This window comes from Undibacterium sp. TC9W, from assembly GCF_049339865.1.
GTDB lineage: Bacteria > Pseudomonadota > Gammaproteobacteria > Burkholderiales > Burkholderiaceae_D > Undibacterium.
Genome location: NZ_JBMPPJ010000002.1, coordinates 323,556 through 338,281 on the forward strand (window position 1 = coordinate 323,556; position 14,726 = coordinate 338,281).

Genomic DNA, 14,726 nt, shown 5'->3' on the forward strand with positions numbered 1-14,726 from the left:
GTGCTGATTAAAGCTGATCAGCACTGCGGCTTATTTTATTGCCTGTTTTAATTACTGACGAACTGGCTTCTTGGCACCTGTGGCGGCGCTGGATTTTGCCTTGTAGGCTGGTTTGCCGTTATTGGCTGGAAAGCCAGGTGCCTTCTTCAAATTTGATGTAGCTGGAAATGGAAATTTCACAGCAGATTTTTTCTCAGTACTGGCGGCAGGTTTGCTGTCTGCAGGTTTGTTATCTGCTTTAGTTGCTACTTTAGTTGCTGCGGTAGTTTCTGTAGCTTCAGTTTTTGCTGCTGGCTTTCTAGCCGGGGTAGTTTTCTTGTCCAAAGTTTTTTCTATGGTAGATGTCGTTGCTGCTGGCAATGGTTCTGCCGGTGTGACGACTGGAAGGGGCGCTGGTGCAGCTTCAACTGTTGTTGTGCTGGTTTTCAAAGGTTTTTTTGCAGCTTCAGTTTTGGCTGCTTTGCTTGATTTTGCCACTGCTGGTTTGGCCGTTTCTGGCTTGACTTCAGATGGTTTCGCTACAGCCGGTTTTACATCTGCTTTAGCCGCGACTTTGGCTACTGGCTTTTCTGCCACCTTGTTGGCAACAGCTTTCGGCTTCGCTGGTGCTTTTGCCGGTTTGACTTCTGGCTCAGCCAGTAAAGTCAATTGCTTGGTCGCTGCAATAGGTTTGGCAGCGAGTTTTTTGACCGCTGGTTTTGTAACTGCTGGTTTTGTAACTACTGGTTTTGTAACTGCGGCAGGCGCGGCTTTAAGAGCTGGCGTAGCAACGGCAACTGTAGTGACTATTTCAGCAGCGCCTTGCTTGCTGACGATTTGCCACAATTCAGTGCGGGTATCGATGCTGATGGCGGCCAGTTCGCGGCCATAGGACAGGATTTTTTCCAGTTGTGGCTGAGCTTGGGAGCGGCTCAAGTCCAGCAATTCTTGCGCTTGTTTGACCGCAAACAGTTCATGGGTCACGCTATTTGCATTTTCCAGTGATTGTTTGGCAGTATTGAAATTCAGGGTGATCAGTTTTTCCAGACCGCCAAAGGCCAGTTGTGACCAGGCCTGAAAAACGGCAATTTGTTTCGCCAATTGATTCTGGGCAGCAGATGATAATTGTTCAGTAAGCAAAGACATGAAACTCTCCAGAGTGTGGGATGAGGCGGCAATAAGCTAAAAGTCTTTAAAACGATATTCTGTTTTAAATGGCTTTAAAAAATGGCGCAATGCAGCATTATTTGTTAATAACGCATTTTAGCGCTAGCCTGCTTAATTTGTAAGCATTATTTTTGCATCGCAATATCTGCTGGTGAAATATTGCTGTATTGAAGAAAAATCAATGGGCGCTGATAGTCTGGGCTAGACTGCTTTACTTAATAGCAAAAACGGCAAATCCGTCAGAATAAATAGCTGGCGCTGAATACCAGGCTGTTGCGGGAGTTGCTCTGGTACTTTCCTGTGCTGTAACTGTACTGTGGTCTGGTGATGCCACAAGCCAGTTGCAACTTCCAGGAAGAGAAATTGCTGCCTACCCCTATGCGCACATCCACGCGGTTGCGGTTGACCTGCCCGACTTTACCGTCTGGATAAACCAGCCAGCCTATGTGGGAAAACAGATCCAGACGCTCTTGTAACTGGTAGTCTGCATTGGCTTCCAGATACAGGGTCTTGCTATTAAGTCCTATGTAATTGGGAGAGTAATAAATCCTGGCATTGAGATTATTGAACATCAGACCGGTAAACACTTCGCCGTAATTAAGGTCGGTAGATTTAGGGAAAAGTGCCGCAGTAGCACCAGCCTCCCAGATCAAGCCTGAGCGCAGGCGCTGGGAAAACCCCGAATACAGCAAGATTTGTTCACCGTCACTGCTATTACCATTCAGTTTAACTTTTGAACCGAAAGCTCCTGCATACCAGCCGTCTGGCGCATCATAGACCAGGTTTAATTGCGCCACTGGCTGCTCATTACTCAACGATATACCGCGGTAACTATAGTCGGAAGCAAGTGTGATACTGCCACTGACTTGTGCGCATGCCTTGCCAGCAACAGCAAAGATGGAAAAGACCAGGATCACACAAAATTTAAGCAATACCATTCCTTAATGAAGATACATGGGATATAACATATATCTGCTAGGGTTGATGTGCTGCCGTTGCTGAAGAGGGCGTCAAATGGCAAGAACAGGCGCATTTACTCGTCAGTTTGCTGAGAGTGGCGCACAGGTTGACTTGCCCACTGATATTAGCGTCACCCTGGCTCACCGGATTAACCACCAGGTCAGCACGTATTTGTGCGAGGCTGGCTGATGGCTTCAATTCACTGAGCAAGGCCATCATGCCTGAGATATGCGCGGCCGAATAAGACGAGCCAGAAACAAAGCTCCAGCGAGCCCCTGGCGCAGTCGTAGGAATATCACGCCCTGGTGCTATCAGTATGTCATTCGTCAGCAATCTGGTTTTGCTGTCCGCTACCGCAAACACACCGGGATGTGAAGCCGGGAAGCCGCCATCTGCACGGTTGGGATCCATGGCACCGACTATCTTGATATTGCGGGAAATGGCAGCATCCAGCAATTGCTTCAGCAGGCGGTCAGGTGGGCCAGACAAACTCATATTAATCACTTGCACACCCTGTGTCAGGGCGAAATTAAGTGCCTTGCCGAGGGTGAAGCTATTGCACCTGGTTTTATTTTCTGGCTCTTGCCAGCAAGCCCTGAGGGCCATGACATGGGTATTCGGCGCGATGCCCTCTATACCCACACCATTGCCAGCACGCGCGGCGATAACCCCAGCCACGCCTGTGCCATGGTTTTCACCGATATAAGGATTACCATCGATGAAGTTTTGATTCAGCGAGATTTGTCCGGCCAAATCAGGGTGCTTGATTTCTACCCCGCTGTCGATGACCGCCACGACCACATTGCGGCCAGTCGCAATCTTGCGTATTTCATCAAGCTGCCAGTATTTGTTTGCTGGTTGGACCGGGAACAGCGGGTCGCTTTTTGCTTGTGCATCAAAGGTATTGATGGTTTGCACCCACGCCACGCGGGCGTCCTTGCTCAGGCTTGCGATGGTCTGTTCTTCAGGTACGGCATCGCTTTCTTCCATGACAAAGCAATCTACATTCAGCACTGGCATGGGCCAGTCTTCCAGCAGTTTCAGGCCATGGGTGCGCGCCAGTTCTTCAGCAATACGACGACGTGCGGTGCGGCTGACATCATTGCTGTAACCGCCGCTATAACTGACATCCGGGCGAAAATGTGGCGCGGGCAAGTGCAGCATGACCAGTATCCGGCGCTTGGCTTCAGGTTCCTTTGCTGTGTTCTGCTCCTGTTCGACGACAGTGTCTGCACTGGCCAGCCTGGCACCGGATAGCGCTGTCAATGGGAGGAAAAGGCAAAGGCAAAGACCGAATTGACTCAGACGATTAGTCCAGCGTGCTTTCATTTTGCAGCTCCCGAACCCAGGGATTCAACCAGCTCTATGCCCGCCTCAGAGCGCAGTTCCCTGATGCTTTGCTCCAGCCTGGCATCATCGACATTGAGCAGGTAGGCATTGGTGACCGTGGGGCCATCGATGATGCGGGCGTCGTTGATGGACATGATGCGTTGTATATCCTTGACGGTCGTTTCTGGTTTGAACACAACCACAATATTACCGGAAGAACGCTCGCCGTTACCGAGTACGCGATAACTGCTGTCGTCCTGTCTGGGCAGTGCCATAAACGCGACCAGTCCGACAATGACGGCAGTTTGTACTGCCATGACTGCCATTCCCCAACGCGCAGGAGCCTTGCCATCCGCAGTAAACAGCGTCCACAAGCGTGCCATGAAGTTATTGGTATTGTTAACTTTGGCTGCTGGTACTTGCACATCCAGCTTTGGTAAAAGACGGGCGAAGGCTTTGTCCACATCTGGGACTGTAATTGCCGCCGGTTCACCAGCCTTCAGCTTTTGTTGCCATTGCAGGTCATCCTGACATGCAGTGCAGGTTTGCAAATGCGCTCGTACCAACTGCTGTTCATCAGCTTGCAGGGTATTGTTGGCATACCAGGGCAACAAGTCCTGCACCTGGCTATGGTCAGACTCATCAGATTGATGAACCTGGTTTGTTTTCGTGTTCATAATATTTCCTCCATGCTGTCGGAAAGCATGAATCTCAAGCGCTGTCTGGCGTGGAACATCCGGGTCTTGACGGTATTAACCGGGCATTCCATGGTTTCAGCGATTTCCTTGTATCCCATCTCATGATAATAAGTGAGGCTGACGACTACGCGTTGCTCCATGGGCAAGGCACGCAGGGCGCGGCTCAGGTCGGCATCAAGCTGCTGGGCTGACATCTGTTGTTCTGGCTCGTATCTGGTCTCTGCTGCATGATGCTCAAAATCGGATTCGACTGCTTCATCAAAACTGTTGATGGCTTTCAAGGCCTGGCGATAGGCTATCGCAAATACCCAGGTGGATACGCGGGAAGTATGGTTAAAGCTGTGTGCTTTTTGCCAGACGACCAGCATTGTATCGTTGACTATTTCTTCTATCAGATGTGTATCGCGTGTCATTTTGTCCAGAAACCTGGCCAGCCTGCCAAAGTACAGACGATACAAGGCCTCAAACGCCTGGCGATCGGCGTTTGCTATCAAAGTGATCAGTTCAACTTCCTGCGCTTCCGGGGTATCTGGACGTTTCTTGTCAGTTTTACCTCGCCATCCCCAATTCTCAAACATGCCTGCACTCTCCTCGATTAGCTGTTAATACCTGCTCAGGTGGAAAAGGTTCATGTCGGCGTAAAAAATATTTGGCATTAGCCTGATGAGGGATTGTTATTTAAATGATAGTGCTTTCTGGTGAACCAGTCATCTGCCATATCTTGCTCAATGCAAGTATTCGCAAATGATTGTAGCGCATCGCCATGGTGATATTTTTTATCTTCTTCCTTCGTATTTTTCTCTTCAGGTTGTCATCAGAAAAACGTCTGCAAATTCACAAATTGCTGATGTTTTTTCTCGCATCAAAAAAATATTTCATTTTTCTTTGAACCAATTTCAATGATTCGCGCATTAACCGCTTGAAACAAACGAAGAGGTCTATTTTTTCATGTGAAGAAAAACCTCTTTTTTAATCCACCCGCATTGCTTATCGATGAACCTTATCTCTCCTCTTTTTGTTCAGCAAGCGATGTGTGGAAATCAGTTGTGGTCAGTGGATATGGCAACCCTGTTGCGGCTATTGCTGCTGGCACCGGTCCTGGAAGAGTTGGTCGTGCGTGCCGGTTTGCAGCAATACCTGATAGACCGGTTTTATGAGCCGGGTAGCCATACAAGGTTGATGCCGGTGTTGTTGTCTGCGACGGCGTTCAGCGGCTTGCATCTGGCATCTGGCTGGGCAGTAGTGTCGGCTGTTTTTTTACCAGGCTTGCTGCTGGCGATGCTGTACCAGGCGACACGTGACTGGAGATTATGCGCGCTGACCCATGCCGTATTCAATGGAATGGCTCTTGGTGTTTGCATGCAGTAAAAAATTTAATCATTGAAGGGAAACTATGATGAACTTGCATTTTCGTTTTACGCGCACGCTACGGCAGCTCAGTGTGCTGGGGACTGTGGTATTTGCTGGCATGTCAGCAGCTCATGCAGCAGATGCCCTGAATGGCAAAAGCCTGTATCTGAATGGCCCAACAGGCGGTGGCACCAGTTGCACCGCCTGCCATGGCGCTACCCCTGCCAATAACGTCAACGGTATTTTGCGTGGAGCGAATAATCCAACAGAAATCAGCAATGCCTTTGCCCAGAATAAAGGTGGCATGGGGAATTTATACAGGAATAAATTCACCGCAGATGAAATCGCTGACCTTGCTGCATTCATCGGCAACCCCAGCGTCGTAGCCGGGCCTATAGCTACAGTTTCACCTGCCAGCCTGGTGTTTACCGGAACCACGGTAGGCCAGACCAGCACGGCATTGAGTGCCACGCTTAGCAATACCGGGTCTGCCGCATTGAATATCACTTCGATTGCGCTGACAGGTGGATCCGCTACGGACTTTAATCTTGCTGGCGGTAGCTGCGCAGGTGGCAGTTCACTGGCGCCAAGTGCCAGTTGCACTGTGTTATCTACGTTTAAACCGACCGCGCAGGGTAGCCGTACGACCAGCATCAGTATTAACCACAATGCAACCGGCGGTGTCAGTCTGGTGACGTTGAGCGGCACCGGTAATGCCGCTGCCCAGGCTGGCCTCACAGTGTCAGCCAGCAGTCTGAACTTTGGTACGTTGCTGGTGAATGCGGCGTCTGCACTGCAGACCGTTACCATCAGCAATAGCGGTCAGGCAGCCCTGAATTTCAGTTCCATTGCCTTGAGTGGCGCCAATGCAGGTATCTTTGCCGTTGGTGGCACCTGCAGTACACAGACTGCAGTTGCCGCAGGTGGCCAATGCACCATCACCTTGCAGGCAACACCAGCCACTGCAGGTGCTTTTGCGGCAGCATTGAATATCGCCAGCAATGCCTCGAACGGCAACGCCGTCGTTAGCCTCGCGGGCAGTGCGGCGGCAGCTTCACCGGCCATTACCGCAACCCCCAGTGTGTTAGCGTTTGGAGCCCAGACGGTAGCCGCTTCACCATTGACACAACAGATCAGTTTATCCAATACCGGCAATGTCGCACTGACTTTCACAGCGATCAAGATCAGCGGTGCATCTGCAATTACGCTGGGTGCCGGTAACACTTGTGGCAGCAGCCTCGCAGTTGGTGCAAGCTGTAATGTACCCGTGGTATTCACACCGACGGTCGAGGGTGATGTCAGCGCCAGCCTGGCTGTGACATCCAATGCTGCGCCTTTGCAAGTAGCTATTACTGGTACGGCGACCAAACAGGCAGTTGCGAAACCGGTCTTGTCAGATACCGGCACAGTACAGTTCAGCGACACCCAGGTTGGCACCACTTCTGCCAAGCATACGACCACGCTGAGTAATACCGGCACTGCAGCGCTGAAAATCACCAGCCTGGTCTTGAATGGCAGCCAGCTCAATGACTTCATTTTGGCCGGTACTTGCAGCACAAATGCCACGCTGAGCCCGGCAGCAAGTTGTACCATCGATACCAGCTTCAAGCCTGGCAGCGCAGGTAGTAAAACCGCAAACGTCCTGGTAGTGACCGATGGTGGTGCGCAACTCAGTGTGGGGCTGGCGGGCACTGGTGTAGTGATCCCTGTCAAGGCTGTTACGCTGAATATCAATCCGCAATCCTTTGACTTTGGTTCTGCCACGATAGGTAGTGCGAACCTGGTGAAACGCTTCACGCTGACTAACCCGGGCAGCACTGCGATTGCGCTGACAAATGCTGCGTTCAGTGGTGCATACGCAGCGGTGGTGGATAGCTCATCCTGCCCACGCTTCCCATTCAGCTTGCAGGCAAATACTTCTTGCGAACTGGTGGTCAGTTATGCACCAACAAATGCAGGTACTAATAATGGCAGCGTCGTCATCAGTTCTTCTGACACTAGCACAACCTGGAGCATAGCCTTCTCAGGTAATGCGGTGAATGCCGTCACCCCTACGGTGACAGCCAATGCGCCAAGAAATGAAGGCGGCGGTGGTTGCTCGGTTGCCCGCGATGGCAATGACCCCATGCTGCCGGTTCTCGTGATACTGGCTGCTGCAGTCATCATCTGGCGCAGGAAACAGGTGAAACAGGCGCGTCAGGCCAGGGTACAGGATTAATCAGTAAAGCCGGGCTGCGGTCCGGCTTTCAGGTTTCAGGATATGAAAACTATAGGACGAAGAATATGAAAATCTCTATGAATATAGGCAAGAGATGCCTTGTATTTGGTATTGCTGCATTGGTCATGTCAGCCTCAGCAATGGCGCTGGATAAAGGTAGTACCGCCCCGGCATTTGACCTCAAGGGTGTGGAAGGCAATATCAATCTGGCCAAGTATCAAGGCAAGGTGGTCTATCTGGATTTCTGGGCTTCATGGTGCGGCCCCTGCCGCCAGTCTTTCCCATGGATGAATGAGCTGCAATCGAAATACGGTGCGCAGGGTTTGCAAATCATCGGCGTCAATCTCGATCAAAAAAATGAAGATGCCCGCCAATTCTTGACGACCACGCCAGCCCGCTTTTTGGTCGCGTTTGATCCGGCTGGTGCTACTCCACGCAGCTATGGCGTGAAAGGCATGCCGAGTAGCGTGCTGATAGGCCCGGACGGAAAAATCATCTTTGAGCATGCAGGTTTCAAGGAGGCCGACAGGGCTGCGCTGGAAGAAAAAATAAAATCCTCATTGGGAGCAATCAAATGAAGGTCATCGTAAAGAAAACCACGACGATGTTATTGATAGCCAGCGCTGCATTGGCACTGTCTGCTTGCGGCACGATCAAACCCGTACAGCCCTGGGAAAAAGGCAATCTGGCGAAAACAGCCATGACATTTGAAAACGACAGGCTGGAATCCCGTTATGGCGAACACATCTACACCAGCCGCGAATCAGCGTCTGGCGGTGCTGGCGTGGGTGGTGGTGGCTGTGGTTGCAATTAATCAGAGAATTTCGACATGACTAAGATTTTTGAAAAAACTTCGGTTTCCCTTATTGCCTCTACCGAGTCTGAAACCTTGCCTGCTTCACCTGATATGCAAACCATAGGCGCAGCCTTGCTGACTGCCGCCTTGCTATTGCCGGGTGTCGTCAAGGCCGAGACGCCGCCCGAGCATGCCAGCCTCAGCCTCAAGTATCTGAACTATGAAGAAAAGCAGGCAGGCCTGAAACGCATCACGGCAAATTCACCTTCGCTTTCACTTATTACTCCTCTAGGTGCAGACTGGTCAATGGATGCCACGCTGACTTCAGACGACGTATCCGGTGCTTCGCCGCGTTACCATACCGCGATCTCTGGTGCATCGCGCATGAATGACCAGCGCACTGCCGGTGATGTGGCGTTTACCCGTTACTTCCCGCGTGCCAGCCTGACAGTCGGTGCCGCATATTCAACCGAGCATGACTACGAGTCACGTGCCTTGTCTGCAACCGGGAATTTTTCTTCAGAAGATAAAAATACCACCTGGACTGTTGGCCTGGGTGGTAGCCATGACCGTATCAATCCTACCAACCTGATCGTTAAAAACGAGACTAAAAAGACGATCAGCATCATGGCAGGTGTCACGCAGATATTGACCGCAGAAGACATCGCTCAATTGACGCTCAGTCATAGCAGAGGGGAGGGATATTTCTCTGACCCTTACAAGGCGCTGGATCGCAGGCCTAGAGAGCGTAACCAGACTACCCTGTTAGCACGCTGGAATCACCATTTCCTGGGCACGGGTGGCACAGGCCGCTTCAGTTATCGCTACTACAGCGACACTTACGATGTCAAGGCGCATACCCTGACAGCAGAGTATGTACAGCCATTTTCGCAAGGCTGGACAATCACACCATCGCTGCGTGTGTATAGCCAAAGTGCGGCCAGTTTCTATTTTGACCCTGTCTATGATGCACAACTCGGTGCACCTTTCCCGCCTGGCTATCAGTTTGCTTCTACCCAGCCCAGCTCTGCTGACCAGCGCTTGTCGGGTTTTGGCGCATTGACTGTTGGCTTCAAGCTCAGCAAGCAACTGACGAGTGACTGGACCGTAGATATCAAACTGGAAAACTATGAGCAGCGCGGTAGCTGGCGACTATTCCACAAAGGTAGTCCCGGCCTTGCGGCGCTGAAGGCGCAAAGCATACAACTGGGTATCAGCAAGCAGTGGTAGCAGTCTTGCTGCTAAAAAACAGGAGTTCATATGAAACAGTATTTTTATAAATTATTTTCTGCCTTGCGGCTATTGTCGCTATTGCCGGTGTTGTTGATAGCAACTCTATTGCATCCGCTTGCCCATGCCGATGATTTTCTGGAGCCAGAGCGCGCGTTCCAGTTGCAGGCTGAATTGCGCGATGTCAGTGGAGCGAAAACCCTGGTGCTGTCGTGGGTCATTGCCAAGGATTATCATCTGTATAAAGAGCGCCTGAGTTTCAATGCATTAGAGCAGGGCATCAATCTTGCTGAACCGCGCTTGCCGGACGGCATACGCAAATTCGATACCACCTTCAACAAGGAAGTTGAAACCTATAACGATAAACTGGTGGTGGAATTGCCTGTCGCCAAAGCGGACAAGGTCTTCACTTTGAAAGTAGGCTATCAGGGCTGTGCCGATGCCGGCTTGTGTTATCCGCCCGCAGAACAACATTATAAGGTTGATACCTCTGTACCCGGCAAGTTGAGCCTTGTGCCCGCAGAGCAGATCGCGCAAGTCGCAGCGGCCAGTGCCCCTGCTCCAACAGTGACTGCCTCCAAGGATGTCAAGCCCCCGGAAGATGACAGTTCGCTGGCACAGCGCACCTTGCAAAGCGGCAGCCTGTGGCGCATAGGCCTGGCCTTCCTGGTATTTGGTTTGCTGCTGTCTTTTACTCCCTGCGTATTGCCCATGGTACCTATCCTGTCATCGATCATTGTGGGTGAGGGCAATGTATCGCGTGGCCGTGGCTTCATGCTGGCTCTAACATATTGCCTGGGAATGGCAATGGTGTATACCCTGTTGGGTGTGGCTGCAGGTCTGGCTGGTGAAGGCTTGGCCGGAGCTTTGCAAAAGCCCTGGGTCTTACTGACATTTGGTGCCTTGCTGGTTGGCCTTGCCTTGTCCATGTTTGATGTCTATCAATTGCAATTGCCTGGTGCTCTACAAAGCCGCCTGAGTCAGACCAGTGGCAATATCAGCGGTGGTAAATTTATTGGCGTGTTCATCATGGGGGCCTTGTCTGCATTGATTGTCGGCCCTTGTGTGGCTGGCCCGCTGGCCGGTGCCTTGTTGTACATTAGCCAGACCCGTAATGTCATGATCGGTGCCTGGGCGCTGTTTTCCATGGCAGCAGGCATGAGCGTGCCTTTGCTGTTGACTGGTATTTCCGCTGGCAGCTTGCTGCCGCGAGCAGGTGCCTGGATGAACCATGTCAAGAAACTGTTTGGCCTGCTATTGATAGCGGTCGCCATCTGGATGGTGTCGCCAGTATTCCCTGTTACGGTGATGATGGCTGTCTGGGGCGCTTTCGCCATACTGTGCGCAGTCTTCCTGCATGTATTTGATCCTATCCCTGCAGGTGCCAGGCTGCGTCTCTATTTTGCCAAGGCCCTGGGGATCACCTTCATGCTGGTGGGGATGTTTGAATTGATCGGTGCCGCCAGCAATGGCAAAGATGCCTTGCAACCTTTGGCACATTTGCGCGTTACAGAGAATAGCGGCGCACAACTGGCCGCTGGCGATGCAAAAAACCATAGCGAGAATAAATTCACGCGCATACAAAGCGTTGCTGAGCTTGAAGCCACTCTGGCGAAGGCAGACGCGCCAGTGTTGCTGGATTTTTATGCCGACTGGTGCGTATCCTGCAAGGAGATGGAGAGGTTCACTTTTTCAGAACCCAAGGTCAGCGCACAACTCAAGCAACTGCGCTTGTTGCAGGTGGATGTGACCGCCAACAGCGATATGCAAAAAGCGCTGATGAAACGTTTTTCCCTGTTTGGCCCACCAGGCATCATCCTGTTTGACCGTAACGGCAAAGAAGTGCCAGACAGCCGCATCATTGGTTACCTCGAACCTGAGCGTTTCATCGCTCACCTGTCACGCCATTTTGCCTTGTAATTCATACTATTCTAATCACTGCTATGTCCATACCCAAACATGCCCGCGTATTAATTCTTGGCTCTGGCCCCGCAGGTTATTCCGCTGCTGTGTATGCTGCCCGCGCCAATCTGAAACCTGTACTGATCACTGGTGTAGAACAAGGCGGCCAGTTGATGACCACCACCGATGTAGAAAACTGGCCAGCCGACCCCATGGGCGTGCAAGGCCCGGAACTGATGCAGCGTTTTTTGCAGCATGCAGAGCGCTTTAATACAGAAATCATTTTTGATTACATCCACACTGCCAAGCTTGATGAAAAACCGATACGCTTGATCGGCGACCAGGCAGAATACACCTGTGATTCTTTGATCATCGCTACCGGTGCATCTGCCCAGTACCTGGGGCTGCCATCTGAACAAGCCTTCATGGGTAAAGGCGTGTCTGCCTGCGCCACTTGCGATGGTTTCTTTTACCGCGGCAAGGAAGTGGCCGTCGCTGGTGGTGGCAATACCGCTGTTGAAGAAGCCCTGTATTTGTCGAATATCGCTAGCAAGGTTACCGTCATCCATCGTCGCGACAAATTCCGTGCAGAGGCAATCTTGATTGACCGTCTGATGGCCAAGGTTGCTGAAGGCAAGATAGCAGTCAAATGGAACCATACACTCGATGAAGTGATTGGTGATGACTCTGGCGTGACAGGCATCAATGTCAAGGCTGCAGATGGGACAATTACCCCTATCACGTTGCATGGCGTATTTATCGCCATTGGTCACAAACCAAATACCGGCATTTTTGATGGCCAGCTCGACATGAAGAATGGCTATATCAAAACCCGTACCGGTACCGAGGGCATGGCAACGGCCACCAATGTACCAGGTGTGTTTGCTGCTGGCGACGTGCAGGATCATATCTATCGCCAGGCCATCACCAGCGCAGGCACAGGTTGCATGGCAGCCCTGGATGCTCAACGTTTTCTGGAGAATTGATCTTTGTGAATTGAAGGGTAGTCTACTTATAAAGAAGGCGAAAGGGATATGGCTGCTTTAGCCATGTACAATACCGTCCGCGGTTGTGGAAGGCCACTTAGGCTCATTTTAAGCAGACCCTCTTTTTCAATTCATTATGTCCCAGACTACGCCAGTACCTGAAGTTCAATATACAGATATCCGTGACCGTTTGCGCCAGTTCGTTGCCGAACGTGACTGGGCACAATTCCATACTCCCAAGAACCTGGCCAGTGCGCTGACAGTAGAGGCAGCAGAGTTACTGGAGATTTTTCAATGGCTGCCAACTGGCAAGGCGGATGAGCTTGACGAACATGCAAAAACTGCTGTTCGCCACGAGATGGCGGACGTACTCAATTATCTGGTCATGTTGGCTGATGCGCTGGAAGTTGATCTGTTTGCAGCCAGTATGGAAAAAATCGTCCTGAATGCCATCAAATATCCGGTAGAGCAAACAAAAGGCGATGCCAGGAAATATACCGCTTATGATACTTCGTCTAAAACCGACCCCGCCTGACAGTAAAAAACCGGGTTCAATATGCCTGACGCGGACTCAGTCCTTCGGCGTGTTGTCAGCTTCAGCGGATGATGCCTGGGTTTCTTTTGCGGTATCTTCGTCCGGCTTTTTGCCACTGCCCTCGAGCTTGTAGAACAGCAGGCACATGGCGGGTGCGAAGACCAGCCACAAGAATACGGTCCACATCTGTGATTGTAGTTCGCCAGAGGCTGGCAGGGCGAGGTAGGCCTTATTGGGATCAGTTGAGGATACATAGACCTTCAACGGTGCGCCAGGAACCAGTTCTGCCGGTTTTAAACCTGTCATTCTCAGCACGTGCTTGGCTTCGCACACTGTGCAGATGGGGGAGATGGTGTCAGTGCTTCTTTCCATGCCATTGAAATTGTAACTATAGGTCAGTTTCAAGAGCTGTTTGTTAAAGCTGCCATTGACCACATAGCCAGGATTGTTATCCACCTCGTGCACCATCAGCACAAGATTGCCATCGACTTGTTCAAACTCGCTGACGGGAACCCGCATGGTGCGATATTTTTGCAAATTGTCTATGCCAAAATAAATCGAAACGATGGCACAAATGACGACTAAGGTTCTGACTATCATAGGCAAACAACAAGCGTATAAGGAAACGACAGGGGTAGTTTAACATCAAGCTCAACTGGCTGGCGGCGCTGACGGTTTCTTTTCGCTGGTGTCCTGGATGACGGTCCTGGCAGGCAGCCAGCCGGGATGGGAAGTTTCCAGTTTTTTCCAGATGGCAGCATGCTTGCCGAGTTCACCAAAGCTCAGTGCCTTGCTTAATTTTTTTCGGGTGATGGCGGCCCAGGTTGGCAAGTCGTCGCACTTGCTTTTGGTATCCATGAGATTCAGGGTAAAGCTCAGGCTTTTTTCCTTGCCTGGTGCGATCAGGCGGCAATAGGTATTGTCTTTGCCTGTCTCCAGCACATAGGCTTGCTGCTGCTCATCGTAATACGCCACGTTCTTTTGGGTGATCAGGTCATCCCATTCATTGGCGGCCATGCTGGTGGTTTGCAGCAGTTTGCCGTGAAAATCGACGCGCTTGACGATCAATTTGTTGGCCTTGCTGATTTCCACGCAATCTGCAAAATCACTGTTCGCTGGCGCGTTGATCAATTCTGCTGAGGGGCAGAGAGAGATTTCAGCGCCTCCATGGACGTTAAGAAGCCTGACCTGTGTGTCGGCAGGCTTGCCGTCTTTTGCTGCCTGGGTCTTTGCATATTTGCTGCTCCTGGCGACGAGAATATTCTTGTCATCGATAAGGTTGACCAGATCGTAGTCCAGGTCTGGCCAGTCATCATAGGCAATGAACCAGATGCGTTGAGGTTTGCGTATCGCATATTGCAGCGGTGGCGCAGGCGCAGTACCCGCAGCCTGGATTTCAGCCGCCGTCTTGCTTATTCTAAGCCAGTCTGTCAGTTGCAGGGCTTTACCACCATCTTTGCTGTCACAGCCCGGCATGCAGGCAACGGTGAGCAAGAGCAGCATGGTTGCTGCCCACGGGCGCACAGGGTGATCAGGGGGAGTGGACTGTAATTGTGCTGGCAAACTGTTTCTCTAT

Annotated in this window: 15 protein-coding genes; 8 read left to right on the top strand and 7 right to left on the bottom strand. The window is 51.3% G+C overall.

What is annotated here, in order from left to right; translation table 11 throughout:
- Window positions 1-51: 51 nt before the first annotated feature.
- The 5 genes from phaP to ACO0LN_RS03780 all read right to left on the bottom strand — a co-directional run bounded on the left by phaP (window position 52) and on the right by ACO0LN_RS03780 (window position 4,711).
- A complete protein-coding gene (phaP, locus tag ACO0LN_RS03760; RefSeq protein WP_422971098.1) occupies window positions 52-1,125 on the bottom strand; it encodes a TIGR01841 family phasin in 1,074 nt (357 codons plus the stop codon).
- A gap of 260 nt (window positions 1,126-1,385) precedes the next feature.
- Window positions 1,386-2,078, bottom strand: coding sequence for a TorF family putative porin (locus ACO0LN_RS03765; protein WP_422971100.1), 693 nt, complete (start codon window positions 2,076-2,078; stop codon window positions 1,386-1,388).
- 43 nt (window positions 2,079-2,121) lie between these two features.
- Entirely contained in the window at window positions 2,122-3,435 is a 1,314-nt protein-coding gene (locus tag ACO0LN_RS03770; protein ID WP_422971102.1) for a S8 family peptidase, read from the bottom strand.
- Entirely contained in the window at window positions 3,432-4,112 is a 681-nt protein-coding gene (locus tag ACO0LN_RS03775) for a zf-HC2 domain-containing protein (protein WP_422971104.1), read from the bottom strand. The genes ACO0LN_RS03770 and ACO0LN_RS03775 overlap by 4 nt, the downstream gene beginning before the upstream one ends.
- On the bottom strand, window positions 4,109-4,711 hold the full coding sequence (locus tag ACO0LN_RS03780; RefSeq protein ID WP_422971106.1) for an RNA polymerase sigma factor: 603 nt from the start codon (window positions 4,709-4,711) through the stop codon (window positions 4,109-4,111). Before ACO0LN_RS03780 ends, ACO0LN_RS03775 begins: the two co-directional genes overlap by 4 nt.
- 481 nt (window positions 4,712-5,192) lie before the next feature.
- On the opposite strand from ACO0LN_RS03780, the gene mrtJ reads away from it, so the two are divergent.
- The 8 genes from mrtJ (at window position 5,193) to ACO0LN_RS03820 (ending at window position 13,150) form a co-directional block, all read left to right on the top strand.
- Complete coding sequence (gene mrtJ / locus ACO0LN_RS03785) at window positions 5,193-5,501, top strand: JDVT-CTERM system glutamic-type intramembrane protease MrtJ (RefSeq protein WP_232063012.1); 309 nt, start codon at window positions 5,193-5,195, stop codon at window positions 5,499-5,501.
- Between the two features lie 28 nt (window positions 5,502-5,529).
- The gene (locus ACO0LN_RS03790; protein ID WP_422971109.1) at window positions 5,530-7,701 is read left to right on the top strand and encodes a choice-of-anchor D domain-containing protein; all 2,172 of its coding nucleotides are present in this window, start codon (window positions 5,530-5,532) and stop codon (window positions 7,699-7,701) included.
- A 65-nt stretch (window positions 7,702-7,766) separates the two neighbouring features.
- The gene (locus ACO0LN_RS03795; RefSeq protein WP_422971111.1) at window positions 7,767-8,279 is read left to right on the top strand and encodes a TlpA family protein disulfide reductase; all 513 of its coding nucleotides are present in this window, start codon (window positions 7,767-7,769) and stop codon (window positions 8,277-8,279) included.
- Complete coding sequence (locus tag ACO0LN_RS03800) at window positions 8,276-8,515, top strand: DUF4266 domain-containing protein (protein WP_162042075.1); 240 nt, start codon at window positions 8,276-8,278, stop codon at window positions 8,513-8,515. The genes ACO0LN_RS03795 and ACO0LN_RS03800 overlap by 4 nt, the downstream gene beginning before the upstream one ends.
- Window positions 8,516-8,530: 15 nt before the next feature.
- Entirely contained in the window at window positions 8,531-9,727 is a 1,197-nt protein-coding gene (locus ACO0LN_RS03805; RefSeq protein WP_422971113.1) for a DUF3570 domain-containing protein, read from the top strand.
- A gap of 30 nt (window positions 9,728-9,757) precedes the next feature.
- Window positions 9,758-11,647 (top strand): protein-disulfide reductase DsbD, encoded by a 1,890-nt coding sequence (dsbD, locus tag ACO0LN_RS03810; RefSeq protein ID WP_422971115.1) that lies wholly within the window; start codon window positions 9,758-9,760, stop codon window positions 11,645-11,647.
- A gap of 23 nt (window positions 11,648-11,670) precedes the next feature.
- Window positions 11,671-12,615, top strand: a complete 945-nt coding sequence (trxB, locus tag ACO0LN_RS03815; RefSeq protein WP_422971117.1) for a thioredoxin-disulfide reductase — start codon at window positions 11,671-11,673, stop codon at window positions 12,613-12,615.
- Between the two features lie 136 nt (window positions 12,616-12,751).
- Window positions 12,752-13,150, top strand: coding sequence for a nucleotide pyrophosphohydrolase (locus ACO0LN_RS03820; protein WP_422971119.1), 399 nt, complete (start codon window positions 12,752-12,754; stop codon window positions 13,148-13,150).
- Between the two features lie 36 nt (window positions 13,151-13,186).
- On the opposite strand, the gene ACO0LN_RS03825 is transcribed toward ACO0LN_RS03820, so the two are convergent.
- Both ACO0LN_RS03825 and ACO0LN_RS03830 read right to left on the bottom strand, forming a co-directional pair.
- Window positions 13,187-13,750 carry a hypothetical protein gene (locus tag ACO0LN_RS03825; protein ID WP_422971121.1) on the bottom strand — a complete coding sequence of 188 codons (564 nt, stop codon included), beginning with the start codon at window positions 13,748-13,750 and terminating at the stop codon, window positions 13,187-13,189.
- Window positions 13,751-13,801: 51 nt separating this feature from the next.
- Window positions 13,802-14,713: a hypothetical protein gene (locus ACO0LN_RS03830; RefSeq protein WP_422971123.1), complete on the bottom strand. Its 912-nt coding sequence runs from the start codon at window positions 14,711-14,713 to the stop codon at window positions 13,802-13,804.
- Between the last annotated feature and the right edge of the window lie 13 nt (window positions 14,714-14,726).